Here is a 21,585-nt window from a genome sequence, read left to right as displayed (position 1 = left end):
TTCGAGCATGACGTTCAACGACAACGCCGACATTTCTTCCGGCAAGGCGAGCAGGCGCGGTCGCACCGGCATGATCGCGGGCGGTGGCGGGGGTGTCGCCCTGATCGTCGTGCTGTACATCGTGTCGCAGCTCACCGGGTTCGACGTCAGTGGGCTGGTCGGCGGGGGCGGCGCGCCATCCGGCGGATCGAGCGCCGACAGTCTCGACCAGTGCACGACCGGCGCGCAGGCGAACTCCGACATCGACTGCCGCATGAAGGCTGCCGCGGCGTCGCTCGAGGCGTACTGGTCCGAGGAATATCCGGCACTCGGTGGCTCCTATTCCGCACCCCAGCCGATCGCCCTGTTCAGCGGATCCACGAACACGGGATGCGGTGGCGCGTCCAGCGCGACCGGCCCGTTCTACTGTCCGGCCGACGAGACCCTCTACATCGACACGTCGTTCTTCGCCGACCTCCGCGACCGCTTCGGATCGAGCGGCGGACCGCTCGCCCAGCTCTACGTCGTCGCTCACGAGTGGGGCCACCACATCCAGAAGCTCGACGGGGTGCTCGACAAGCCGCACAGCGACACCGGGCCGGGATCCACGAGCATCCGCACCGAGCTCCAGGCCGACTGTTTCGCCGGCGCCTGGGTGGGAGCCGCTTCCACGACGCCCGATGCGAACGGCGTACCGTTTCTCAAGCCGCCGACGACGGCAGAGATAGCGGATGCCCTGAGCGCGGCATCCGCGGTGGGTGACGACCGCATCCAGGCCGCCTCTGGCCAGGTGAACCCTGAATCCTGGACGCACGGGTCGAGCGAGCAGCGCCAGCGCTGGTTCACGACCGGGCGTACCTCCGGCGCCCAGTCCTGCGACACCTTCGCGCCGAGCACCGCGCGACTGTAGCCGTCAGGCGCGAGCGACCGGCTCCTCGTCGGTCACGGCCGCGAGCTCCACGATCTCCAGCGACTCCGCGACAGGAATGGCGGCGGCGACCGCGGCATCCACGAACTCCTGGGTGCCCTCGATACGGGGGTCGAGCCAGTCGTCCCACAGGTCGCGGGGGAGCGGCACGGGATTTCGGTCATGGATGTGATCGAGGGTGTGCACCGAGTCCGCGGTGAGGATGGTTGTCGTGAGTGTCCAGACCGCTGGATCGTCGTCTGCCAGCGAGTGATCCTTCCACCAGGAGTAGATGCCGGCGAAGGCCATCGACTTGCCCTGTGGCACCCTCAGGTAGAACGGGGTCTTCTTCTTCGTGACCGGATCGGTCTGCCACTCGTAGTACCCGGCAGCCGGAATGAGGGCGCGCTTCGATCGGATCGATGCTTTGAACGAGGCCTTCTCGGTGATGCCCTCGCTACGGGCGTTGAAGGTGGGCACCTTCATCTTGAGCGTCTTCGACCAGCCGGGAGTGAGCGACCAGCGGGCCACCTCGAGACGGCGGGTGGGCTCCGGTGCGTCTTTCATCGACTCCAGCACCACGGCCACCGGGTCGGTGGGGCGGATGTTCCAGCCCGGCCGCCAGTCGCGGAAGTCGCCGCCGACGGCCACGAACTCCTCGATCAGGTCGTCGGTGCTCTTGTCCATCGCGAAGCGTCCGCACATGCGCCCATTGTGCCGCGCACCGCGGACAATGGCCAGACGGTCGCCGTCACAGGCCGATCGCGAGCCGGATGCCGAGGGCGATCATCACGACGGCGATGCTCGCGTCGAGCACCCGCCAGGCCGACGGCCGGGCGAAGACCGGGCGAAGCAGGCGTGCCCCGAAGCCCAGGGCCGAGAACCAGAGCACACTCGCGATCATCGCGCCCCCGACCCACCACCAGCGTTCCGCCGGCCCCTGCTGCGACGCCACCGAACCGAGGAACAGCACGGTATCCAGGTAGACGTGGGGGTTGAGCCAGGTGAGGGCGAGCACCGTGGTCACTGCGACACCCAGCCCCGTCGTCGCTGCCGCGGAAACCGGTTCGGCCACCAGGGCCCGGGGTCGGATGGCCCGGCGCGCGGCGAGAAGGCCATAGGCGATGAGGAAGCCGGCCCCGAGCACCCGGATGATCACCAGCGCGATCGGCGCCGCCCGGATCAGCGCCCCGAGCCCGAGCACCCCGGCAAGGATCAGCACCGCGTCGGACAGCGCGCAGATGGCCACCACCGGGAGGACTATGCGTGTGCGGCCCTCAATGCCGAGCCGCAGCACGAAGGCGTTCTGTGCTCCGATCGCGATGATCAGCGAGAGACCGGTCGCCAGTCCGAGGAGGGCCGGAAGGATCGTCGTCGCCAGGGTCATGCCCTCACGCTATGGTGTGGGCCAGCTGTAATCCAACTACTCTTTCTATTGCTGCATAAGCTGGGCTAATGCATCTGTTTTCGCTCGATCAACTCGACACGCTGCTTGCCCTCGTCGATACGGGCTCCTTCGATGCGGCGGCAGCGCGGTTGCACGTCACCCCCTCGGCCGTATCGCAACGGGTGAAGGCGATGGAGCAGGCATCCGGTCGGGTGGTTGTGCGGCGCACCTCGCCCGTCACGCTGACGGAGGCTGGCGATGTGCTGCTGCGCTACGCACGACAGGTCGACCTCCTCGAAGCCGACACCCTTCGAACCCTGCGGGTGGACTCCGAGCCCGGACGGCCATTCCAGGTATCGCTCGCGGTGAACGCCGACAGCCTCGCTACCTGGTTCCTCGATGCGCTCGCCGGTCTCGGTGAGTCGCTCGGCGTCGTGTTCGATCTCCACCGCGAAGACCAGGAGCGCACGACGGCGCTGCTGCGAGCCGGTACGGTGATCGCGGCCGTGACATCCACCAGGGAGGCCGTCCAGGGCTGCGTGACCGAGCCGCTCGGCGTCATGCGGTACCGGGCGGTTTCGACCCCCGCATTTCGTGAACGTTGGATGCCTCGCGGGTCCGCTCCGGTCACGCTCGCGCATGCGCCGGTCGTCACCTTCGACCGCAACGACGACCTGCAGGCGGCATTCCTGCAGGAGTACTGCGGCCGTTCCGCGACGGCCTCCCACTACGTGCCGACCTCCGCCGACTTCGCCCGGGCGATCACGCTCGGGTTCGGCTGGGGACTGCTGCCAGAGCAGCAGTGCCTCGAGCCGCTCAGCGAGGATGTGCTCGTGGAGCTGGCTCCCGGGCATCCGGTTGATGTTCCGCTCTACTGGCAGCGGTGGAATCTGGCTTCACCTCTGCTCGATGCCGTGTCGGCGGCGGTGCGTGACCGGGCAGCGATCGAACTGCGCCAGTAGGGCATCTCGGGACCAGTCGACTCCCTACTCGACTACTCGTTCCGCCTCAGGGTGAGCACGCTGTCGACGATCGCGTGCGTCGTGCCATCCGGGGCCCCGCCGACCCTTTCGATGAGGGCGCTCGTCAGCACCGACCAGTCCTGAGGGTCGAGCGTCGAGTCGGTGAACAGGGTGGCATACACGTCGTCGGGCGTAGGAAGGTCGAGTCGTGGATGCGTGTGGCCGCTGTCGTCCAGTCGCGGCCAGTGCGGCGCACCGGAGTGGCCGACGATGAGCAGCGTTCCGCCGGGGGCGACTGCGGCGGCCGCGCGTTGCAGGATCGACTCGCGGGGAATTTCGACCTCGGAGTGCAAAAAGCACGAGGTGACGAGGTCGAAGGTCGTGGCGGGCTGCCACTCGGCGAGGTCGGCAGCGATCCAGGTGATCTCGTCGCCGGGCTGCTGGGCCGCGGCACCGATCGCCAGAGCGGTCGGAGAGATGTCGACGGCCGTCACCGCCCACCCGTTGTGGGCGAGCCAGAGCGCATCGCCCCCTTCGCCGCTCCCCAGGTCGAGAGCGGTGCCCGGGCGGATGCCGGCGACCTCGCGTTCGAGGGAGGCGTTCACGTTCCCACTCCAGGACCTGCCGTTCTCCCGGTAGCGATTCTCCCAATACTCGGCCGCGCTCATCGTCATGGTGACAGTGTGGGCTCCGCGGAGGAAGGGGGGAAATCGAGTTGCTGAAACGGCAAAGGCGCTCTGCAGGCACAAAAAAGGCCACCCGCAGTAGAAGCCTGCAGATGGCCTTCGTGGCTCCGACGGGCGTCGATCCCGTGACCTCTCGATTTTCAGTCGAACGCTCTACCAACTGAGCTACAGAGCCTTAGCGTCTAACGATAGACGTAATAAGGCACGGCCGTCTGGCGAGAGATGACCGTGCCTTGCGACCCTGACCGGACTTGAACCGGCGACCTCCGCCGTGACAGGGCGGCGCGCTAACCAACTGCGCTACAGGGCCTAGCTATTCGCTGCATTTCGGATAGTGCTGTGTGACCCCAACGGGATTCGAACCCGTGTTAACGCCGTGAAAGGGCGCCGTCCTAGGCCACTAAACGATGGGGCCGTGAAGAAAAATCCTCCATAGCTGCCGAGGGTCAAGCATAGGGGAGCCCGGCCCCATTTCCAAACCACACCCGCAACCGACTGCCCTGGGCGGAAGCATCCGCTCGCCACTCCGCAGTGTTGCGTGCATTCGGCACCCCTCGGCGGTAGGTTCAACGTGCAGTCGAGACTTCGGGGAAACATGGCACACACCAGCGGGCACAAGCGCACGATTCTCTCCGGCCGCGGGCAGCGCGCGACCCGGTTGATCGCGACTGTCGCCATGCTGGCGGTGCTGGCCACCGGATCGATCCTCGGACAGGCTGGAGCTCCGGCATTCGCCGCGGACTACCCCAGCTGGGATGACGTGCAGGCGGCACGCCAGAGCCAGTCCGCGACGTCGGCCGAGGTCACTCGCGTGCAGGGACTGCTCGCCGGATTGCAAGCCGCCGCGGATTCGACGCAGGCCGTCGCGGTGCAGAAGGGCGACGAATACCAGGCCGCCCAGCAGAAGTACGACGAGGCCGCGTTCAAGGCTGAAGCGTTGAAGAAACAGGCGGATGCCGCCCAGGCGAAAGCCGCGAAGTCGAAGCAGCAGGCCGGCCAGCTCGCCGCGCGGCTCTCCCGTTCCGCCGCAAACGACCTCTCCACCCGGCTGTTCTTCAGTGGCGGGGATTCGAAGGCGTACCTGGCTCAGCTCGGCCTGGAGAGCATGGTCAAAGACCAGTCCGCCGGCATCTACGAGAAGGCCGTGCAGGACCAGAACACGGCCCAGTCGCTGACCGACCAGGCGGATGTCGCCAAGGCCGCCCTCAAGATCCTCGCCGACGCCGCGCAGAAGGCCCTCGCCGAGGCGACGACCGCAGCGGAGGCCGCGGCAACCGCCTACACGGAGCAGAGCGACAACTCGGCTCGCCTGCAGGCCCAGCTCGCCACCCTCACGACGAACGTCGACCACCTCGAGTCCGAATACGTGGACGGCATCAAGGCGCTCTGGGGTGAACTCGCCGGGCTCGGCGCGGGCAAGATCTCCACCACGGGCTGGGTTCGTCCTGCGGGCGGTCACATCTCGAGTCCCTTCGGATTCCGCATCAACCCCTTCACCCACTCCTACGCGCTCCACGCCGGCACCGACCTCGCCGCGAACTGCAACTCGCCGATCTTCGCCGCCCACGGCGGCACCGTCGTCTACGCCGGGCCGAACGGGGGCTACGGCAACTTCGTGCTGATCGACAACGGCGACGGGATCTCCACCGGATACGGGCACATCGTCAACGGCGGCATCCACGTGAGCGTCGGCCAGCCGGTAGGCCCGGGACAGCCCATCGCGGCGGTCGGCAGCACCGGGCATTCCACCGGATGCCACCTTCACTACGAGGTGCGGCAGAACGGCAATGCGATCGACGCCGTGCCGTTCATGCGCAGCAACGGGATCGAACTGGCCAACTGAGCCCCGCAGGGCTCGGTGTGACTCACGCCGAGCCGCTCCTCCCGACTCCGAGAATCGACCGGGCGGGAGCACTTTCCGGCACGGGCGGCATCCACGGGAGTGGAGGGGCCCACGCCGCACCCGGGCAAACACTGGCCATCCCGCAAGCGGGTTGTTAGTGTGACTGCTGTTAACAGTGTTACTGGAGTGACTCAGGAAACTCGGTGTCACAGAATCGAGGACTGATGGCAGCCAACACGGGCGGCACCGCGCGGCGCAGCACTCGACGCCCCCTCGGCCGGCTGAGGCGCTGGACGGCAGTGGCGGCAGTTTTCTCGGTGTTGGCGAGCGGCTCCATCGTCGGATCGAGCACTGCGGCCTTCGCCACCACCTACCCGAGCTACGCCGATGTGCAGAACGCCCAGCGGAGCGAAGCGGCAAAGAAGGCCGAGATCGCCACCCTCAACCAGCTTCTCGCGACCCTTCAGTCCGCCGTCGATTCGACCCAGGCTGATGCCGTGCAGAAGGGGGCAGCCGCGGAGGCCGCCCAGGCGAAATACGACGATGCGGCAGCCAAAGCCGTGAAGCTCAAGAGCCAGGCGGATGAAGCCCAGGCCCAGGCCGACCGCTCGAAGCAACAGGCGGGCGAGCTCGCGGCCCGGCTCGCGCGGTCCGGCGGAAGCGATCTCAGCAGCACCCTGTTCTTCGACAGCAGGAACGCGAAGAGCCTCCTCTCCCAACTCGGCCTCGCAAGCATGGTGAAGGACCAGTCCGCGGGCATCTACGAGAAGGCGATCCAGAACCAGAATGTCGCCAGGGCCCTCACCGACCAGGCCGATATCGCGAAAGAGGCGCTCAAGGCGCTCGCGGGCCAAGCGGAGAAGGCCGCACAGGCGGCTGCCGATGCCGCTGTCGCCGCCGCTGCGGCCCTCACCGAGCAGCAGGCGCACCAGGTCGAGCTCGACGCCCAGCTGGCCATCCTCGTGACCAATACCACCCAGACGGAAGCGGACTACGCGACCGGCGTCGAGGCGGCTCGCCAGGCTGCGGCGGCCGCACTCGCCGCGCAACTCGCCGCGGCACCGCGGGCGGGTCAGATCTCCTCGGCGGGCTGGGCGCGCCCGGCCGGCGGCCATATCTCCAGCCCCTACGGTTACCGGATCGACCCGTACAACGGCGTGTACGCCCTCCATGCGGGCACCGACCTGGCTGCCGGATGCAACACGCCGATCTATGCGGCACACTCCGGAACGATCGTGCTCGCCGGTCCCTACGGCGGCTACGGCAACTACATCCGCATCCGCAACGACGGTGACAGCAGCTACGAGACCGCCTACGGTCACATCGTGAACGGCGGAATCCTCGTGCGCATCGGCCAGCATGTGGAGGTGGGCCAGAACATCGCCCGCGTCGGGAGCACCGGGATGTCCACGGGGTGCCATCTGCACTTCGAGATCCACCACAACGGCGGAACCCAGGATCCCGTGCCGTTCATGCGTTCGAACGGTGTCGAGCTCGCCAACTGATGCAATCAGAGGGGCCGCGGGAGGTCCCACCCGTTCGTGGGACTGGCGCGGCCGCCGACCCCTTGCTACTGTGACAGATGTTAACAGTGTTACTCATGTGACTATTCAGGTGTTCGCGGGGGGATCTGCGGAACGACTCGGGGACTGATGAAATCCACTTTGTTCGGCCACCGGGCTGCTTCGGCGCCCACCGCAGATGCCGCGGAAACGCGTGACTCACGATCCACTATCGGCACGAGGGCCTTTCGGGTAACCGCGATCGCGGCCGCCCTCGCCATCGTGGTCGCGGGCACGATCCTGGGCCAGACCGGCCAATCCGCCTTCGCTGCGGACTACCCGACATGGGCGGATGTGCAGGCGGCCCGCAGCAGCGTGAAGGCCAAAGAGGCGCAGATCGCCCAGCTGAATGCGCTGCTCACCGGGCTCCAGGCCCAGGTGGATTCCACCCAGGCCATTGCGCAGCAGAAGGGCGCCGAGTGGCAGGCCGCCCAGCAGAAGTACGACGAGTCTTCCTTCAAGGCCGACGAGCTGCAGAAGCAGGCGGATGTCGCCCAGGCGAAAGCCGCGAAGTCCAAGCAGCAGGCGGGCCAGCTCGCCGCGCGACTCGCCCGCGCGGGAGGAAGCGACCTTTCCGCACGACTCTTCTTCAACGGAGGCGAATCTAAGAGCCTTCTCTCCCAGCTCGGTCTCGCCAGCATGGTGAAGGACCAGTCGGCGGGCCTCTACGACAAGGCCACGCAGGACGGCAACTCCGCACAGGCGCTCACCGACCAGGCCAATGTCGCCAAAGACGCCCTCAAGGTGCTGGCGGCCACGGCGCAGAAAGCGCTCGAAGAAGCCAACATCGCTTCAGAGAAGGCCGCTACCGCACTGAGCGAGCAAGAGGCCAACAAGGGCAGGCTCGAGGCCCAGCGCGACATCCTCGCCACCAATTCCACCACCACCGAGGCCGGCTACAACGAGGGCGTGGAGTACCGCGCCGAGGAAGCCAAGAAGCTCAAAGCCGCGCAGGAGGCCGCCGCCGCCAAGGCAGCTGCCGACTGGGCCGCCGCGCATCCGCCGTCGTCGGGAGGCAGCGGGGGAGGCGGATCGAGTGCGAGCCCGAGCGGATGGGTGCGGCCCTCGGCCGGCCGTGTGACCAGTCCCTTCGGATGGCGCATCAACCCCGTCAGCCACAAAGAGGCGCTGCATTCCGGAACCGACCTCGGTGCCAGCTGCAATTCGCCGATCTTCGCGGCCCATTCCGGAACGATCACCTTCGCTGGCCCGAACGGCGGTTACGGCAACTTCATCCTCATGAACAACGGCGACGGCGTGTCGACGGGCTACGGCCACATCGTCAACGGCGGATTCCTCGTGCGGGCCGGCCAGCAGGTGCAGGCAGGCCAGCAGATAGCGAAGGTCGGCAGCACGGGTAATTCGACCGGGTGCCACCTGCACTTCGAGGTGCGTCCCGGGGGTGTGGCGATCGATGCCGCACCGTTCATGGCCGCTCGCGGAGTGTCGTTCTAAGCGTCACCCCGAGCGATGGTCGAGCCCGGCACGATGGTCGAGCCCGGCAGTGCCGGGCCCGAGCAGCGCGTCTGACTAGTGGGAGCCCTCTTCGGCGAGTTTGGTGATGCCGGCCTGCACGATGGCTTCGGCTTCGGCCGCGTTGCCCCAGCCCTCGGTCTTGACCCACTTGCCAGGCTCGAGGTCTTTGTAGTGCTCGAAGAAGTGCTCGATCTCCTTGCGCGTGTACTCCGGGATGTCGTCGACATCCTGAATCCACGACCAGCGCGGGTCCTTCGCCTGCACGGCGATCACCTTGGCGTCTGAACCGCCGTCATCCGTCATGTTGAAGACGCCGACCGGGCGCACCTTCACGCCGACTCCCGGGAAGAGCGGGTAGTCGAGCAGCACGAGCACGTCCACCGGGTCGCCGTCGAGGCCGAGGGTGTTCTCGAAGAAGCCGTAGTCGGTCGGGTAGACGAATCCGGTGAACAGCACCCGGTCGAGGAAGACGCGACCGGTGACGTGATCCACCTCGTACTTGTTCTTGCTGCCCTTGGGGATCTCGATGATCGCGTCGTAGCTGGCCATGGGGGCGCTCCTCGTGTTCGGTGGATGACGCAATAACGTTATCGGATGAGCACACGCCCCCGCCTGACTCCCGCGATCGCCGACGTGCGCTCCGCGGTGCGCAGCGCGCTCGTGCCGCTGATGACCCCTGTCGCCCAGATGACCCGTTTAGCCCAGTGGAGCGCGGAGTCCCAGGCGGCCAGGCCTGGGCGGCGGGAGCCGGGAACGAGCGTGAGGGTCCTTGTGGCGCTCAGCGGCGGCCCGGATTCGCTCGCCCTTGCCGCCGCAACCGCGTTCGAGGCGAAGCGACTGCTCAACGTCACTGCCGGTGCGGTGATCATCGACCACCGCATCCAGGAGGGTTCGGCGGATGTCGCGGCCCGCGCCGCCGAGCAGGCACGGGCGCTCGGACTCGACCCGGTGCTGGTGAGGACCGTCACGGTCGGAATTGTCGGCGGACCGGAGTCGGCGGCCCGGGACGCCCGGTACGCGGCGCTCGCTGAGGTGGCGCGCAAGTCCGGGGCATCCGCGGTGCTGCTCGGGCACACCCGCGACGACCAGGCCGAGTCCGTGCTGCTCGGTCTCGCCCGGGGAAGCGGGCTGGGCAGCATCAAGGGGATGGCTCGGGAATCGGGCCTCTACCTTCGACCGCTGCTGTCCGTCGGCCGGGAGACCACCGTGCGGTTCTGTGCCGATTCGGGCCTCGAACCATGGCTCGATCCCCAGAACGACGACGTGCGCTTCGCCCGGGTGCGGGTGCGGAAGATCGTACTGCCGATGCTCGAACGGGAGCTCGGACCGGGCTTCGCCGAGGCGCTGGCTCGCACCGCAGACCTCGCGCGTGAAGACACCGATGCGCTCGACCGGTTCGCCGCCGACCAGCTCGAGGAACTGGCCGACCACGCCGAAGCGGGCATCTCGCTCGCGGCGCGCGCGCTGGAGCACGATCCGCCGGCCCTGCGGCAGCGGATCATCCGCGCAACCGTGCTCGCGGAGTTCGGGGTGAGTCTCAGCCGGTCGCAGACGCTCGAGGTGTCGCGCCTGGTGACCGACTGGCACGGGCAGTCGGCCGTCGCCCTCCCGGGCATCAGCGTCGAGCGGGTCGGCGGGCTGTTGCACTTCCGCTCGACGCGCACAGAGCCCGGCCGATGAAAGAATGGGGCCATGGAATACAGCGACATCGCCGATGACCTCGAGAGCGTGCTCATCACCGAGCAGGAGATCCGCGACAAGATCGCCGAACTGGCCCGCCGCATCGAGGCGGACTACGCCGGCGAGCGCCTGCTGCTCGTCGGGGTGCTCCGCGGCGCCGTGATGGTGATGGCCGATCTGGCCCGGGAGCTCACGCTGCCGATCGAGATGGACTGGATGGCAGTGTCGTCCTATGGCTCGGGCACCGAATCATCCGGCGTCGTGCGCATCCTCAAGGACCTCGACACCGACCTGCACGGCCGGAAGGTGCTCATCGTCGAGGACATCATCGACTCCGGGCTCACCCTGTCGTGGCTGCGGGCAAACCTCGGCACGCGCGGCGCGGATTCCGTGGAGATCTGCGCACTGTTGCGCAAGCCGGCCGCGGCCAAGCTCGCCGTCGACGTGCGGTACGTCGGGTTCGAGATCCCGAACGCCTTCGTGGTGGGTTATGGGCTCGACTACGCGGAGAAGTACCGCAACTACCGGGACATCGGAGTTCTCGCTCCTCACGTCTACGCGTAGCCCCGGGGCACCGATACCGCCGGTGGCACTCCTCCCCGACCAGCGGTGGCATGGATTACGCCCACGGCAAACACGCAGCGGCCACCCAGTCCTGCTCGGGTAGCCTTGGCGACACATTCTTCGTCAGAAAGGTGCCGGGCGTGAGTCCCGGAACACTATGGACTTCAAGCGTTTTCTCCGCGGCCCGCTGATCTACATCCTGCTGGCGGTCATCGTCGTGTCGGTCGGATTCAGCCTCCTGAGCGGATCCGGATTCAAGGAGATCACCACCAAGGACGGTCTCGCCCTCCTGCAGGACGACAAGGTGGCCTCGGCCAAGATCGTCGACAGCGAACAGCGGGTGGATCTCACCCTCACCACCGCGGGTGCCGACGGCAAGCAGGTGCAGTTCTACTACGCCACTGCCCGTGGCGCCGACATCGTCAAAGCCGTCGACTCTTCGGGAGCCAAGTACGACGACCAGGTCGACAAGGGCAACTGGCTCTCATCACTGCTCGGGCTGGTCATCCCGTTCATCATCATCGGCCTGATCTTCTGGTTCCTGCTCTCCAGCATGCAGGGCGGCGGATCCAAGGTCATGCAGTTCGGCAAGTCCAAGGCGAAGCTCGTGTCGAAGGAGAGCCCCAAGGTCACCTTCGCGGACGTCGCGGGTGCCGACGAGGCGATCGAAGAACTCGAGGAGATCAAGGACTTCCTCAAGGATCCGGCCAAGTTCCTCGCGGTCGGCGCTCGCATCCCCAAGGGTGTTCTGCTCTACGGCCCTCCCGGCACCGGGAAGACCCTGTTGGCCCGGGCTGTGGCCGGCGAGGCCAATGTGCCCTTCTACTCGATCAGCGGGTCGGACTTCGTCGAGATGTTCGTCGGCGTCGGCGCGAGCCGGGTGCGCGACCTCTTCTCGCAGGCCAAGGAGAACTCGCCCGCGATCATCTTCGTCGACGAGATCGACGCCGTCGGCCGCCACCGTGGCTCCGGCATGGGCGGCGGCCACGACGAGCGCGAGCAGACCCTCAACCAGCTTCTGGTGGAGATGGACGGCTTCGACGTCAAGACGAACGTCATTCTGATCGCGGCCACGAACCGCCCCGACATCCTCGACCCCGCTCTTCTGCGCCCCGGTCGTTTCGACCGCCAGATCGGCGTGGATGCTCCCGACCTGCTCGGTCGCAAGCAGATCCTCGAGGTGCACGGCAAAGGCAAGCCCCTCGCCGCCGGAGTCGACCTCGAAGTGCTCGCCCGAAAGACCCCCGGGTTCACCGGCGCCGACCTCGCGAACGTACTGAATGAGGCCGCGCTGCTCACCGCACGCTCCAACGCCCAGCTCATCGACAACCGGGCCCTGGATGAGGCGGTCGACCGCGTCATGGCCGGCCCGCAGCGGCGCACCCGCGTGATGCGCGACCAGGAGAAGCTCATTACGGCGTACCACGAGGGCGGTCACGCTCTTGTCGCCACGGCGATGCGCAACACCGACCCGGTCACGAAGGTCACCATCCTTCCGCGGGGGCGTGCCCTCGGCTACACGATGGTGCTTCCTCTCGAAGACCGCTACTCGATCAGCCGCAACGAACTGCTCGACCAGCTCGCGTACGCGATGGGCGGCCGGGTGGCGGAGGAGGTCGTGTTCCACGATCCCACCACCGGTGCGTCCAACGACATCGAGAAGGCGACCTCCACCGCGCGCAAGATGGTCACCGAGTTCGGCATGTCGTCGAACATCGGATCCGTCAAGCTCGGTTCCGGATCGGGCGAGATGTTCCTCGGTCGCGACATGGGCAGCCAGCGCGACTACTCCGAGCGACTCTCCGAGCAGGTCGACGCCGAGGTGCGCACCCTGATCGAGAACGCGCACAACGAGGCCTGGGAGGTTCTCAACGAGAACCGGGACATCCTGGACAAGCTCGCGACGGCGCTGCTAGAAAAGGAGACCCTCGACCACACCGAGCTCGCCGAGATCTTCAAGGACGTGAAGAAGATGCCCGAGCGGCCCCAGTGGTTGTCGAGCGCCAAGCGTCCGGTCTCGGCGTTGCCTCCCGTGCTCGTTCCCCAGAAGGCGCCGATCGACGCCGGTGTGGTGGACGGCGGAGTCACCTCGGAGCCGGCCAAGAAGGCGCGCGAGCCTCGCCCGCGCAAGCGCCCCGACATCGCCACGGCGTAGTCCGTCCGCCTTCGCATCCCTCTACGCTCGTACACGTGAGTATCGATACCGCGCGGATCGAGGCCGCCGTGCTGGAGATCCTCGCCGCAATCGGCGAGGATCCGGCACGGCCCGGCCTCGCGAGCACGCCGAAGCGGATCGCGCAGTCCTACAGCGAGTTCTTCGCCGGGCTCGCGCAGGATCCGCTCGACCACCTCGCCCCCAGCGCGGACTTCACGGCGGACTCGCCGGAGATCGGTGAGGTCGTGCTGCTGCGGGACATCGAGTTCCGCTCCATGTGCGAACACCACCTGCTGCCGTTCACCGGGGTCGCTCATGTCGCCTACCTGCCGAAGGACCGCATCGTGGGGCTCGGGGCCCTCCCGCAGGTCGTCGAGACGCTCGCCGCGCGCCCCCAGTTGCAGGAGCGCCTCACCGAGGAGATCGCGGATGCGCTGCAGGCCGGGCTCGATGCCCGCGGCGTGCTCGTGGTGCTCGACGCAACGCACGGCTGTGTCACGTCCCGCGGCGGACGCCAGACCCGCAGCACGACGGTCACCCTCGCGAGCCGTGGCATCCTCTCCCAGCCCGTCGAGCGCGCCGAGATCATGGCGCTGATCGGAGTGCCCGCATGAGTGGTGAACTCGTCTCCCTTCGCCCGTACCGCCCGATCGGCCTTACCCGCCCCCGCATCATGGGCATCGTCAATGTGACCCCCGACTCGTTCAGCGACGGTGGCGACTACCTCGAGCTGGATTCCGCGGTCGCGCACGCCGAGGAACTTGTGGCGGCTGGAGCACAGCTCGTGGATGTCGGCGGAGAGTCGACCCGCCCCGGTGCGGAACGCGTGTCGGCCATCGAGGAACAGCGCCGTGTTCTGCCGGTGATCGAGGCGCTCGCCGATCGCGGCATCCCGGTGAGCGTCGACACGATGAATGCGTCCACCGCCCGGGCGGCGGCCGAACTCGGCGCAGTGATCATCAACGACGTCTCGGCGGGACTGGCCGATTCCGGTATGGCGCGGGTGGTCGCCGAGACCGGGCTGCACTTCATCGCCAGCCATTGGCGCGGACCGAACGCACCTGGGGACACGAGCCGGCCGAGCACCAACTACGGAAACGTGCTGCGTGATGTGCGCAACGAGCTGAAGAACCGCGTCGCCGAACTCATAGTCAACGGGGTGCGCCCGGATCGCATCATCCTCGACCCCGGCATCGGGTTCGCGAAGACCGCCGAGCAGAACTGGCAGCTGCTGTCCAATATCGCCGCCCTCAACACCATCGGATACCCGGTGTTGATCGGGGCATCCCGCAAGAGATTCCTCGGGGCGCTCGTGCCTCCGGATGCGCCCACCGCCGCGCGCGATCCCGCCACCGCGACCATCAGCGCCCTCGCTGCGCAGGCCGGGGTGTGGGGAGTGCGTGTTCACAATGTGGCGGCCACCAGGGACGCCCTCGACGTGTGGGAGGCGATGCAGCCATGAGCGATCGAGCCTTGTCCGGAGACATCATCCGCCTGACCGGTCTGCGCATCTTCGCTCACCACGGGGTGCTGGATTTCGAGCGCGAGAACGGCCAGGAGTTCGTCATCGACCTCGAGATCGCCGTGGATCTCGCGCCGGCCGCCGCCTCCGACGACGTGACGAAGACGATCCACTACGGCGAACTCGCCGAGGCGGTGTACGCGGCAGTCCAGGCGGACGCGGTGGATCTCATCGAGACCGTGGCCGAACGGGTCGCCGCGATCGCCCTGCGGTATGAGCGCGCCGACAGCGTCACGGTCACCATTCACAAGCCCGCCGCACCGATCACCGTGCCCTTCGGCGACGTCTCGGTGACCATCACCCGCAGCCGCCCGAGCGGGTCACCGTCGTGAGGCGTCGGATCGTGCTCCCTGCCGTGATCGCGCTCGGCTCGAACCTCGGGGATCGCGAAGAGAACCTCCGCGCCGCCGTGCACGACATCGCCGCCCTCGAGGGGGTCCACGTGACCGCGGTATCGGGCATCGTGCAATCGCAGGCCGTCAAACCGACCGGAACGGATGCCGAAGCCCCCGCCTACCTCAACGCGGTGATGCTCGTTCAGAGCGCCCTGCACCCGGAGGCACTGCTGGCGGAGCTGAATCGCATCGAAGCCGACCACGGGCGCGTGCGGGTCGAGCGCTGGGGCGACCGAACCCTCGACCTGGACATCATCGACTTCGGCGGGCTGGAACGAGACTCAGAGGATCTCACGCTGCCGCATCCGCGGGCCTGGGAGCGGGCCTTCGTGGTCGTGCCGTGGCTGCAAGTGGACGCGGAAGCGTCGCTGCGGGGGCATGGCCGCATCTACGCGCTCGCCGTCGCCGACTCCGAGGATGTATGGGGCTACGACGCCGAACCGCTGTGGGATCGATCATGAAACGGCAGCTCCGATGAAACGACAGCGCCCATGAAACGCACGAATGCCGCGACCCTCATACTGCTCGCCCTGATCGGCGGCGTCGGAGGTGGACTGGTCGAGGCCGCGCTCGCCGCGTCCGGGCGCCCGATCGTGCTTCCGCCACTCACCCTCGGGATCGCTCTTCTTGCCATCGGGGTGATGGTCGTGGTGCTTGCCCTGCCGATCCGACGGCTCACCCGCGGCAAGGCCTCCCAGCCGATCGACCCGTTCTACTCGACCCGGGTGCTCGTGCTCGCCAAGGCGAGCGCCTTGGGCGGCTCGCTGATCGCCGGCTTCGGCGCCGGAGTGCTGGTCTACCTCCTCAGTCGCTCGGTGGTGCCCGGCCTCGGTTCGGTCGCGCAGGCGATCGTCACCCTCGTCGGGGCCGCCGGCCTGCTGGCGGGCGGGCTGATCGCCGAAAACATGTGCACGATCCCGCCGGATGACGAAGATGACGACGAGGGCGGCCGCACCGTGAGGGTTCGGCCGTAGGGTGGGCAGCATGGATCGACTCGAACTCCCCGGTGTGACCTGGCGGCGCGTTTCTCCCCGGCTCGTCTGGGTCGAACTGGTCGGCGGCGCCGGATTCCTGCTGGTGGTGCTCGCGGCGGGTGTGGTGATGTTCCTGCTGCAGGTCTGGATTCCCGTGGTCGTGCTCGGAGTGCTCGCGACCATCTCGATAGTGAACCTCGCATTGACCCCGCGGCGAGTCCGTTCCATCGGCTACCAGCTGCGAGAGGATGACCTCCTGTTCCGCCGCGGAATCATGTGGCAGCGCTTCGTCGCGGTGCCTTACGGGCGCATGCAGCTCGTGGACATCAACCGTGGCCCGATCGCCCGCGGGCTGGGGCTCAGCGAGCTGAAGTTCGTGACCGCCGCCGCGGCCGCGGGTGTGACGATCCCGGGTCTCCCGGAGGCGGAGGCCGAGGAGTTGCGCGACCATCTGGTGTCGGTTGCGGAGAGCCGCCGGGCGGGACTGTGAGCGAACCCGAGATCTCGGTGCCGGCGGCTGCGCCGGCGGCGGTGCCGGAAGTAGTCGCGCGGCTCACCGACGGCGAGTGGCATCGGCTCCATCCGGCCACGCCGTTGCTCAAGGGCGGCTTCGCTCTGATCGTCGTGCTGGGTTATGTGGTCAGCAATCTGCGCGAACGGCTGCTCGGCATGTTCCTTCCGCGATTCGATGACGGCGGGGACCCGGTGGACTACGTCGTGAGCCACGGCATCATCCTGCAGGTGCTCGGGGGCGTCGCGCTGCTGCTGGTCGTGCTGATTTCGGGCTTCTATGTCTCGTGGCGCATGCACACCTTCCGCATCACCGACGAGGTAGTGGAGGTGCGTTCGGGCATCCTCTTCCGCACCAACCGCAAGGCGCGGATCGACCGCATCCAGGGCATCAACATCGTGCGTCCCTTCATCTCGCGGCTGTTCGGGGCGGCGAAGCTCGAGATCAGCCAGGCGGGAAACGACGCAAATGTGCATCTCTCCTACCTCAGCTCGGCGGCCGCAGACGACCTGCGCCGGGAGATCCTGCGCCGAGCCTCTGGAACCCGGGCGGCCGAGAGGGTCGCCGCTGTGGCGACGGGTTCCTTCATCGACCGGAGGGTGAACGAACTGCTCGCTCCCGAACTCGATCCGGATGCCGCCCCGCCAGAGTCCGTCGTGAAGATCCACCTCGGCCGCCTGTTCGGGTCGATGTTCCTCGGCACCGGAACGGTGATCGCGGTGCTCGTGGTCGTCGGTGCCACGATCTGGATCTCGCTCAGCGGCGACTTCTTCGTGCTGTTCTTCGCGCTGCCGAGCATCATCGGATTCGGCGGGTACTACGCCCGCAAATTCTCCCAGTCGCTGCGCTACACCATCGCCGGAACACCGGATGGCGTGCGAGTCGGGTTCGGACTGTTCTCCACCAGCAACGAGACCCTTCCGCCGGGCCGCATCCACTCCATCGAGGTCAGCCAGCCGCTGCTCTGGCGGCCGGCCGGTTGGTGGCAGATCCGGGTCAACCGGGCGAGCCATACCTCGAGCCGCGGCTCGGCGAACCAGGCGAACACCACCATCCTGCCCGTGGGCAACCTGGCCGATGTCACGGCGGTGCTGAAGCTCATGCTGCCGGACTTCATCGGAGACGAGACCAGCCGTTTCATCGAGAGCGGGATGACCTCGAGGGGCGCCGACGGATTCACCAACTCGCCGCGGCGCGCAGCATGGTTTCGGCCCTTCTCCTGGAGACGAAACGGATTCGCGACAGTGCCCGGATCGCTGGTGCTGCGAAAGGGAGCGACCTGGCGTCGCCTGATCATCGTGCCGCAGCCGAGGCTGCAGAGCGTCGGACTGCATCAGGGGCCCCTGCTGCGACGACTGCGCCTCGCCTCCGTGCACCTGCACACCGTTCACGGGCCCATCACCGCCGAGCTCGGCGCCGTCGACCAGGGCGCCGCCCTCGCGTTCTTCACGGAGGTGTCCGAGCTCGCCGTGCGCGCCGACCAAGCCGACACCTCGCACCGCTGGCGATCCGGGGAGCTCCCCGCATGAGCTTCGATTCGGTTCCCGCCGCAGACCGCGAGGAGGATGCCCGGCGCCGGTCGGGTCGTCTGGGCATCGGGATCATCGGAGCCGGTCGGGTCGGCCCGGTGCTCGGCGCAGCGCTCGCGGGGGCCGGACATGCCGTCGTCGGGATCTCCGCGATCTCGGAGTCCAGCCGCGAACGCGCCGAGGCGATGCTGCACGGCGTGCCCATTCTCGACGTGCCATCCATCATCGAACGCAGCGAACTGGTGATCCTCGCGGTGCCCGCCGCGGAGCTCCCGGCGCTGGTGGCCGGGCTCGCCTCCACCGGAGCGTGGCAGCCGGGGCAACTGGTGCTGCACACCGCGGCCGAATACGGAACGGCGGTGCTCGCCCCCGCCGTCGCCGCCGGGGTGATCCCTCTCGCCATCCATCCCGCCGTCTCCTTCACGGGCACCACCATCGACATCGCGCAGCTCGTCGGCGCGTACTTCGCGGTGACCGCGCCCGGCCCGGTGCAGCCGATCGGGCAGGCGCTCGTCGTGGAAATGGGGGGCGAGCCGATCATCATCGCGGAGGACGATCGCTCCGCCTATGCCGAGGCGATCGCCACGGCCACTAGCTTCTCCAGCGCGATCGTCGACCAGGCGACGGATCTCCTCGCCTCGATCGGCATCGAGATGCCGGGCGCCGTGCTCGGTCCTCTCGTGCGATCCTCCGTGGAGAACGCGCTGCGCCGTCGGGGGTGAGCGCCGTGGGCGCTAGCATCGAGGGATGCCCATCGCCGTAGCCGAGACCATTTCCGAGCTGCGCACCATCACCGCGGAGGCTCGCGCCACGGGCAAGCGCGTCGCCCTCGTGCCCACGATGGGCGCACTCCACGCCGGTCATCTCGCGCTCGTGCAGCGGGCATCCACGATCGCCGACGTCGTGATCGTCTCGATCTTCATCAACCCCCTGCAGTTCGGCCCGAGCGAGGACATCGACCGCTACCCGCGCACCCTGCCCGACGACCTGGCGCAGCTGGAACCGTTCGGCGTCGCGGCGGTGTTCGCGCCGAGCGTCACCGAGATGTACCCGAGCGGCGCGAGCGACACCCGCGTCACCGCCGGCCGCATCGGTTCGCTCTATGAGGGCCGCACCCGCGCCGGCCACTTCGACGGCGTGCTCACCGTCGTCTCCAAGCTGCTGAACATCGCGCGGCCCGACGTGGTCTTGTTCGGCCAGAAGGATGCCCAGCAGGTCTTCCTCGTGAAGTGCATGATCGTCGATCTCGACCTCCCGATCGAGGTCGACGTCGTGCCGACCGTTCGCGAGCACGACGGTCTCGCCCTCTCCAGCCGCAACCGGTTTCTCGACGCGAAGGAGAAGCGGGCAGCGCGGGGTCTCTCCCTCGCGCTCGAGGCGGCCGACTCGTCCGCCGATCGCGGCATCGACGCTGTGCTCGCCGCCGCCCAATCGGTGCTGATGGGGGAGCATCTCGTCGAGCTCGACTACCTCGTGATCGTCGACCCGGGCACCTTCCTCCCCGTCGACGACGGCTACCAGGGGCGGGCCGTCGTGCTCGTCGCCGCCCGGGTCGGCACCACGAGACTGATCGACAACGAAGAGATCTTCCTCACGGGCATCCACTCCTGAGCGGCCTCGCCATCCCTCTCGCGGCGGGGGATACGAGTTCACCAATCGCTCGCGGCGGCGAAGTGCCGTCGTGGAGAGGGTTACACCTCCCGCCGCGAGGTGATGTGCCCGCCGCGACCGGGCGCCTCCCCCGCCGCGAGGGCAGCTCGCCGTGCACGTAAACTTGGGCGAGCCGCAGACCCTCAGGAGCACATCCCGCATGACCGACCAGACCCCCTCGCCAGCAATCTCCGACGAGGGACCCTCTGAAGAGGAGCTGTCCGAGCAGACCCGTGTGCGCCTCGGCAAGCGCGACCGCCTCATCGCCTCCGGAGCGGAGGCCTATCCCGTCGGGCTGCCGATCACCACCACGATCCCGGCGGTGCGCGCCGAGTACGAGAACCTCGAGACGGATGCCGCCTCCGGTGTCACCGTCGGTCTCGCCGGCCGCGTGGTGCACCTCCGCAACACGGGCAAGCTCTGCTTCGCGTCGCTGCAGTCCGGCGACGGATCCCGCATCCAGGCCATGGTCTCCCTCGCCGAGGTGGGCGAAGAGTCGCTCGCCGAGTGGAAGGACCTCGTCGATCTCGGCGACCACCTCTTCGTCTCCGGAGAAGTGATCTCCAGCCGCCGCGGCGAACTGAGCGTTCTCGTGAAGGAGTGGAAGATCGCCGCGAAGACGCTGCGCCCCCTCCCCAACCTCCACGTGGAGCTCAACGAGGAGACCCGTGTGCGGGCCCGGTACCTCGACCTGATCGCCCGCGAGGGTGCGCGCCGCATGGTGCGCGAACGCTCGGCATCCGTCGCCTCGCTGCGCAAGACCTTCGCCGACCATGGCTACATCGAGGTCGAGACCCCGATGCTGCAGACCATGCACGGTGGAGCATCCGCTCGCCCCTTCGTCACCCACAGCAATGCCTTCGACACAGAACTCTTCCTGCGCATCGCGCCAGAGCTCTTCCTCAAGAGGGCGGTCGTCGGCGGAATCGAGCGGGTGTTCGAGATCAACCGCAACTTCCGCAACGAGGGCGCTGACTCCACGCATTCGCCCGAGTTCGCGATGGTCGAGGCATACCAGGCCTACGGCGACTACAACCAGATGGCCGACCTCACCCAGGAGATGATCCAGAATGCCGCACTCTCGATCGGCGACAGCCTGGTCGTGACGCTGGCCGACGGCTCAGAGTACGACTTCGGCGGGGAGTGGGACCGCATCTCCATGCTCGACTCGCTCAACGCGGCCTCCGGCTGGCAGATCACGGCTCACACTCCGCTCGACGAGCTGCGCGGCTATGCCGACAGCGTGGGCGTCGAGGTGGGCCAGCCCACCCCGGGTAAATACATCGAGGAGTTGTGGGAACACTTCGTGAAGCCCGGTCTCACCCGGCCCACGTTCGTGATGGATTTCCCGGTCGACACCTCCCCGCTAGTGCGCGATCACCGCACCGAGGCCGGCCTGGTCGAGAAGTGGGACCTCTATGTGCGCGGCTTCGAGCTGGCGACCGGCTACTCCGAACTGGTCGATCCCGTGATCCAGCGCGAACGCTTCGTCGAGCAGGCGAAGCTCGCAGCCGCGGGCGATCCCGAGGCGATGCGTCTCGACGAGGAATTCCTTCGCGCCCTCGAATACGGGATGCCGCCCTCCGGGGGCATGGGCATGGGCGTCGATCGCCTGCTTATGGCTCTCTCGGGCCTCGGCGTGCGCGAGACCATCCTCTTCCCGCTGGTCAAGTGATGAGCTCCCTCGAACCCCAGGATCCGAAGAAGCCGTCGCACACGCGCCTGATGCTCTGGATCGGTGTTGCCGGAGTCGGGGTCTATTCCATCATCCAGGGCGTCATCGGCATCATGCAGCATGGCTGA

23 protein-coding genes and 3 tRNA genes are annotated in these 21,585 nt (G+C 67.7%); 19 read left to right on the top strand and 7 right to left on the bottom strand.

Going from position 1 to position 21,585, the window contains the following annotated elements; all coding sequences use genetic code 11:
- Window positions 1-7: 7 nt before the first annotated feature.
- Window positions 8-889 (top strand): neutral zinc metallopeptidase, encoded by an 882-nt coding sequence (locus F1C58_RS14865; protein WP_185201820.1) that lies wholly within the window; start codon window positions 8-10, stop codon window positions 887-889.
- A 3-nt stretch (window positions 890-892) separates the two neighbouring features.
- On the opposite strand, the gene F1C58_RS14860 is transcribed toward F1C58_RS14865, so the two are convergent.
- The gene (locus F1C58_RS14860) at window positions 893-1,591 is read right to left on the bottom strand and encodes an SOS response-associated peptidase (protein WP_185201819.1); all 699 of its coding nucleotides are present in this window, start codon (window positions 1,589-1,591) and stop codon (window positions 893-895) included.
- 46 nt (window positions 1,592-1,637) lie between these two features.
- Window positions 1,638-2,273: a LysE/ArgO family amino acid transporter gene (locus tag F1C58_RS14855; protein ID WP_185201818.1), complete on the bottom strand. Its 636-nt coding sequence runs from the start codon at window positions 2,271-2,273 to the stop codon at window positions 1,638-1,640.
- Between the two features lie 68 nt (window positions 2,274-2,341).
- Between F1C58_RS14855 and F1C58_RS14850 the strand changes: the two genes are divergently transcribed.
- Entirely contained in the window at window positions 2,342-3,235 is an 894-nt protein-coding gene (locus tag F1C58_RS14850; RefSeq protein WP_185201817.1) for a LysR family transcriptional regulator ArgP, read from the top strand.
- Window positions 3,236-3,267: 32 nt separating this feature from the next.
- On the opposite strand, the gene F1C58_RS14845 is transcribed toward F1C58_RS14850, so the two are convergent.
- The 4 genes from F1C58_RS14845 to F1C58_RS14830 form a co-directional block, all read right to left on the bottom strand.
- The gene (locus tag F1C58_RS14845; protein ID WP_185201816.1) at window positions 3,268-3,909 is read right to left on the bottom strand and encodes a bifunctional 2-polyprenyl-6-hydroxyphenol methylase/3-demethylubiquinol 3-O-methyltransferase UbiG; all 642 of its coding nucleotides are present in this window, start codon (window positions 3,907-3,909) and stop codon (window positions 3,268-3,270) included.
- 114 nt (window positions 3,910-4,023) lie between these two features.
- A tRNA-Phe gene (locus F1C58_RS14840) sits at window positions 4,024-4,096 on the bottom strand.
- Between the two features lie 61 nt (window positions 4,097-4,157).
- Window positions 4,158-4,231: transfer RNA gene (locus tag F1C58_RS14835), tRNA-Asp, on the bottom strand.
- Window positions 4,232-4,263: 32 nt separating this feature from the next.
- Window positions 4,264-4,336 (bottom strand) — tRNA-Glu (locus F1C58_RS14830).
- A gap of 180 nt (window positions 4,337-4,516) precedes the next feature.
- Here F1C58_RS14830 and F1C58_RS14825 point away from each other — a divergent pair.
- The 3 genes from F1C58_RS14825 to F1C58_RS14815 all read left to right on the top strand — a co-directional run bounded on the left by F1C58_RS14825 (window position 4,517) and on the right by F1C58_RS14815 (window position 8,781).
- Window positions 4,517-5,764, top strand: coding sequence for a M23 family metallopeptidase (locus F1C58_RS14825; RefSeq protein ID WP_185201815.1), 1,248 nt, complete (start codon window positions 4,517-4,519; stop codon window positions 5,762-5,764).
- Window positions 5,765-5,988: 224 nt separating this feature from the next.
- On the top strand, window positions 5,989-7,269 hold the full coding sequence (locus tag F1C58_RS14820) for a M23 family metallopeptidase (protein WP_185201814.1): 1,281 nt from the start codon (window positions 5,989-5,991) through the stop codon (window positions 7,267-7,269).
- Window positions 7,270-7,416: 147 nt separating this feature from the next.
- Window positions 7,417-8,781: a M23 family metallopeptidase gene (locus F1C58_RS14815; protein ID WP_185201813.1), complete on the top strand. Its 1,365-nt coding sequence runs from the start codon at window positions 7,417-7,419 to the stop codon at window positions 8,779-8,781.
- A gap of 75 nt (window positions 8,782-8,856) precedes the next feature.
- Here F1C58_RS14815 and F1C58_RS14810 read toward each other — a convergent pair whose 3' ends face one another.
- Window positions 8,857-9,351 (bottom strand): inorganic diphosphatase, encoded by a 495-nt coding sequence (locus F1C58_RS14810; protein WP_185201812.1) that lies wholly within the window; start codon window positions 9,349-9,351, stop codon window positions 8,857-8,859.
- Between the two features lie 45 nt (window positions 9,352-9,396).
- Here F1C58_RS14810 and tilS point away from each other — a divergent pair, with 45 nt between their 5' ends.
- From tilS to F1C58_RS17010, 14 genes are all read left to right on the top strand, one after another.
- A complete protein-coding gene (gene tilS, locus F1C58_RS14805) occupies window positions 9,397-10,482 on the top strand; it encodes a tRNA lysidine(34) synthetase TilS (protein ID WP_185201811.1) in 1,086 nt (361 codons plus the stop codon).
- Between the two features lie 12 nt (window positions 10,483-10,494).
- Window positions 10,495-11,046: a hypoxanthine phosphoribosyltransferase gene (gene hpt, locus F1C58_RS14800; RefSeq protein ID WP_185201810.1), complete on the top strand. Its 552-nt coding sequence runs from the start codon at window positions 10,495-10,497 to the stop codon at window positions 11,044-11,046.
- A gap of 157 nt (window positions 11,047-11,203) precedes the next feature.
- Window positions 11,204-13,201 (top strand): ATP-dependent zinc metalloprotease FtsH, encoded by a 1,998-nt coding sequence (ftsH, locus tag F1C58_RS14795; protein WP_185201809.1) that lies wholly within the window; start codon window positions 11,204-11,206, stop codon window positions 13,199-13,201.
- 35 nt (window positions 13,202-13,236) lie between these two features.
- The gene (folE, locus tag F1C58_RS14790) at window positions 13,237-13,815 is read left to right on the top strand and encodes a GTP cyclohydrolase I FolE (RefSeq protein WP_185201808.1); all 579 of its coding nucleotides are present in this window, start codon (window positions 13,237-13,239) and stop codon (window positions 13,813-13,815) included.
- Window positions 13,812-14,663 carry a dihydropteroate synthase gene (gene folP / locus F1C58_RS14785; RefSeq protein WP_255461144.1) on the top strand — a complete coding sequence of 284 codons (852 nt, stop codon included), beginning with the start codon at window positions 13,812-13,814 and terminating at the stop codon, window positions 14,661-14,663. Before folE ends, folP begins: the two co-directional genes overlap by 4 nt.
- On the top strand, window positions 14,660-15,055 hold the full coding sequence (folB, locus tag F1C58_RS14780) for a dihydroneopterin aldolase (protein WP_185201807.1): 396 nt from the start codon (window positions 14,660-14,662) through the stop codon (window positions 15,053-15,055). Before folP ends, folB begins: the two co-directional genes overlap by 4 nt.
- 11 nt (window positions 15,056-15,066) lie before the next feature.
- Window positions 15,067-15,579: a 2-amino-4-hydroxy-6-hydroxymethyldihydropteridine diphosphokinase gene (gene folK, locus F1C58_RS14775; RefSeq protein WP_255461143.1), complete on the top strand. Its 513-nt coding sequence runs from the start codon at window positions 15,067-15,069 to the stop codon at window positions 15,577-15,579.
- 30 nt (window positions 15,580-15,609) lie between these two features.
- On the top strand, window positions 15,610-16,092 hold the full coding sequence (locus F1C58_RS14770) for a DUF3180 domain-containing protein (RefSeq protein ID WP_185201805.1): 483 nt from the start codon (window positions 15,610-15,612) through the stop codon (window positions 16,090-16,092).
- A gap of 10 nt (window positions 16,093-16,102) precedes the next feature.
- Entirely contained in the window at window positions 16,103-16,582 is a 480-nt protein-coding gene (locus F1C58_RS14765) for a PH domain-containing protein (protein WP_185201804.1), read from the top strand.
- Window positions 16,579-18,132, top strand: a complete 1,554-nt coding sequence (locus F1C58_RS14760; protein WP_185201803.1) for a PH domain-containing protein — start codon at window positions 16,579-16,581, stop codon at window positions 18,130-18,132. Before F1C58_RS14765 ends, F1C58_RS14760 begins: the two co-directional genes overlap by 4 nt.
- Window positions 18,129-18,854 (top strand): Rossmann-like and DUF2520 domain-containing protein, encoded by a 726-nt coding sequence (locus tag F1C58_RS14755; RefSeq protein WP_185201802.1) that lies wholly within the window; start codon window positions 18,129-18,131, stop codon window positions 18,852-18,854. Before F1C58_RS14760 ends, F1C58_RS14755 begins: the two co-directional genes overlap by 4 nt.
- A 25-nt stretch (window positions 18,855-18,879) precedes the next feature.
- The gene (gene panC / locus F1C58_RS14750; RefSeq protein ID WP_185201801.1) at window positions 18,880-19,743 is read left to right on the top strand and encodes a pantoate--beta-alanine ligase; all 864 of its coding nucleotides are present in this window, start codon (window positions 18,880-18,882) and stop codon (window positions 19,741-19,743) included.
- A gap of 199 nt (window positions 19,744-19,942) precedes the next feature.
- Window positions 19,943-21,457: a lysine--tRNA ligase gene (gene lysS / locus F1C58_RS14745; RefSeq protein ID WP_185201800.1), complete on the top strand. Its 1,515-nt coding sequence runs from the start codon at window positions 19,943-19,945 to the stop codon at window positions 21,455-21,457.
- Window positions 21,457-21,585, top strand: coding sequence for a hypothetical protein (locus F1C58_RS17010; RefSeq protein WP_255461142.1), 129 nt, complete (start codon window positions 21,457-21,459; stop codon window positions 21,583-21,585). Before lysS ends, F1C58_RS17010 begins: the two co-directional genes overlap by 1 nt.

Source organism: Glaciihabitans sp. INWT7, from assembly GCF_014217685.1.
GTDB lineage: Bacteria > Actinomycetota > Actinomycetes > Actinomycetales > Microbacteriaceae > Lacisediminihabitans.
The sequence above is the reverse complement of the archived record's forward strand: the minus strand, read 5'-3'. Positions and strand labels throughout refer to the sequence as shown.

What these genes read in the sequence shown, in the direction of transcription:
- F1C58_RS14865 (WP_185201820.1), top strand. Translation starts at nt 8, where the DNA reads ATGACGTTCAACGACAACGCCGACATTTCTTCCGGCAAGGCGAGCAGG.
- F1C58_RS14860 (WP_185201819.1), bottom strand. Translation starts at nt 1,591, where the DNA reads ATGTGCGGACGCTTCGCGATGGACAAGAGCACCGACGACCTGATCGAG.
- F1C58_RS14855 (WP_185201818.1), bottom strand. Translation starts at nt 2,273, where the DNA reads ATGACCCTGGCGACGACGATCCTTCCGGCCCTCCTCGGACTGGCGACC.
- F1C58_RS14850 (WP_185201817.1), top strand. Translation starts at nt 2,342, where the DNA reads ATGCATCTGTTTTCGCTCGATCAACTCGACACGCTGCTTGCCCTCGTC.
- F1C58_RS14845 (WP_185201816.1), bottom strand. Translation starts at nt 3,909, where the DNA reads ATGACGATGAGCGCGGCCGAGTATTGGGAGAATCGCTACCGGGAGAAC.
- F1C58_RS14825 (WP_185201815.1), top strand. Translation starts at nt 4,517, where the DNA reads ATGGCACACACCAGCGGGCACAAGCGCACGATTCTCTCCGGCCGCGGG.
- F1C58_RS14820 (WP_185201814.1), top strand. Translation starts at nt 5,989, where the DNA reads ATGGCAGCCAACACGGGCGGCACCGCGCGGCGCAGCACTCGACGCCCC.
- F1C58_RS14815 (WP_185201813.1), top strand. Translation starts at nt 7,417, where the DNA reads ATGAAATCCACTTTGTTCGGCCACCGGGCTGCTTCGGCGCCCACCGCA.
- F1C58_RS14810 (WP_185201812.1), bottom strand. Translation starts at nt 9,351, where the DNA reads ATGGCCAGCTACGACGCGATCATCGAGATCCCCAAGGGCAGCAAGAAC.
- tilS (WP_185201811.1), top strand. Translation starts at nt 9,397, where the DNA reads ATGAGCACACGCCCCCGCCTGACTCCCGCGATCGCCGACGTGCGCTCC.
- hpt (WP_185201810.1), top strand. Translation starts at nt 10,495, where the DNA reads ATGGAATACAGCGACATCGCCGATGACCTCGAGAGCGTGCTCATCACC.
- ftsH (WP_185201809.1), top strand. Translation starts at nt 11,204, where the DNA reads ATGGACTTCAAGCGTTTTCTCCGCGGCCCGCTGATCTACATCCTGCTG.
- folP (WP_255461144.1), top strand. Translation starts at nt 13,812, where the DNA reads ATGAGTGGTGAACTCGTCTCCCTTCGCCCGTACCGCCCGATCGGCCTT.
- folB (WP_185201807.1), top strand. Translation starts at nt 14,660, where the DNA reads ATGAGCGATCGAGCCTTGTCCGGAGACATCATCCGCCTGACCGGTCTG.
- F1C58_RS14770 (WP_185201805.1), top strand. Translation starts at nt 15,610, where the DNA reads ATGAAACGCACGAATGCCGCGACCCTCATACTGCTCGCCCTGATCGGC.
- F1C58_RS14765 (WP_185201804.1), top strand. Translation starts at nt 16,103, where the DNA reads ATGGATCGACTCGAACTCCCCGGTGTGACCTGGCGGCGCGTTTCTCCC.
- F1C58_RS14755 (WP_185201802.1), top strand. Translation starts at nt 18,129, where the DNA reads ATGAGCTTCGATTCGGTTCCCGCCGCAGACCGCGAGGAGGATGCCCGG.
- panC (WP_185201801.1), top strand. Translation starts at nt 18,880, where the DNA reads ATGCCCATCGCCGTAGCCGAGACCATTTCCGAGCTGCGCACCATCACC.
- lysS (WP_185201800.1), top strand. Translation starts at nt 19,943, where the DNA reads ATGACCGACCAGACCCCCTCGCCAGCAATCTCCGACGAGGGACCCTCT.
- F1C58_RS17010 (WP_255461142.1), top strand. Translation starts at nt 21,457, where the DNA reads ATGAGCTCCCTCGAACCCCAGGATCCGAAGAAGCCGTCGCACACGCGC.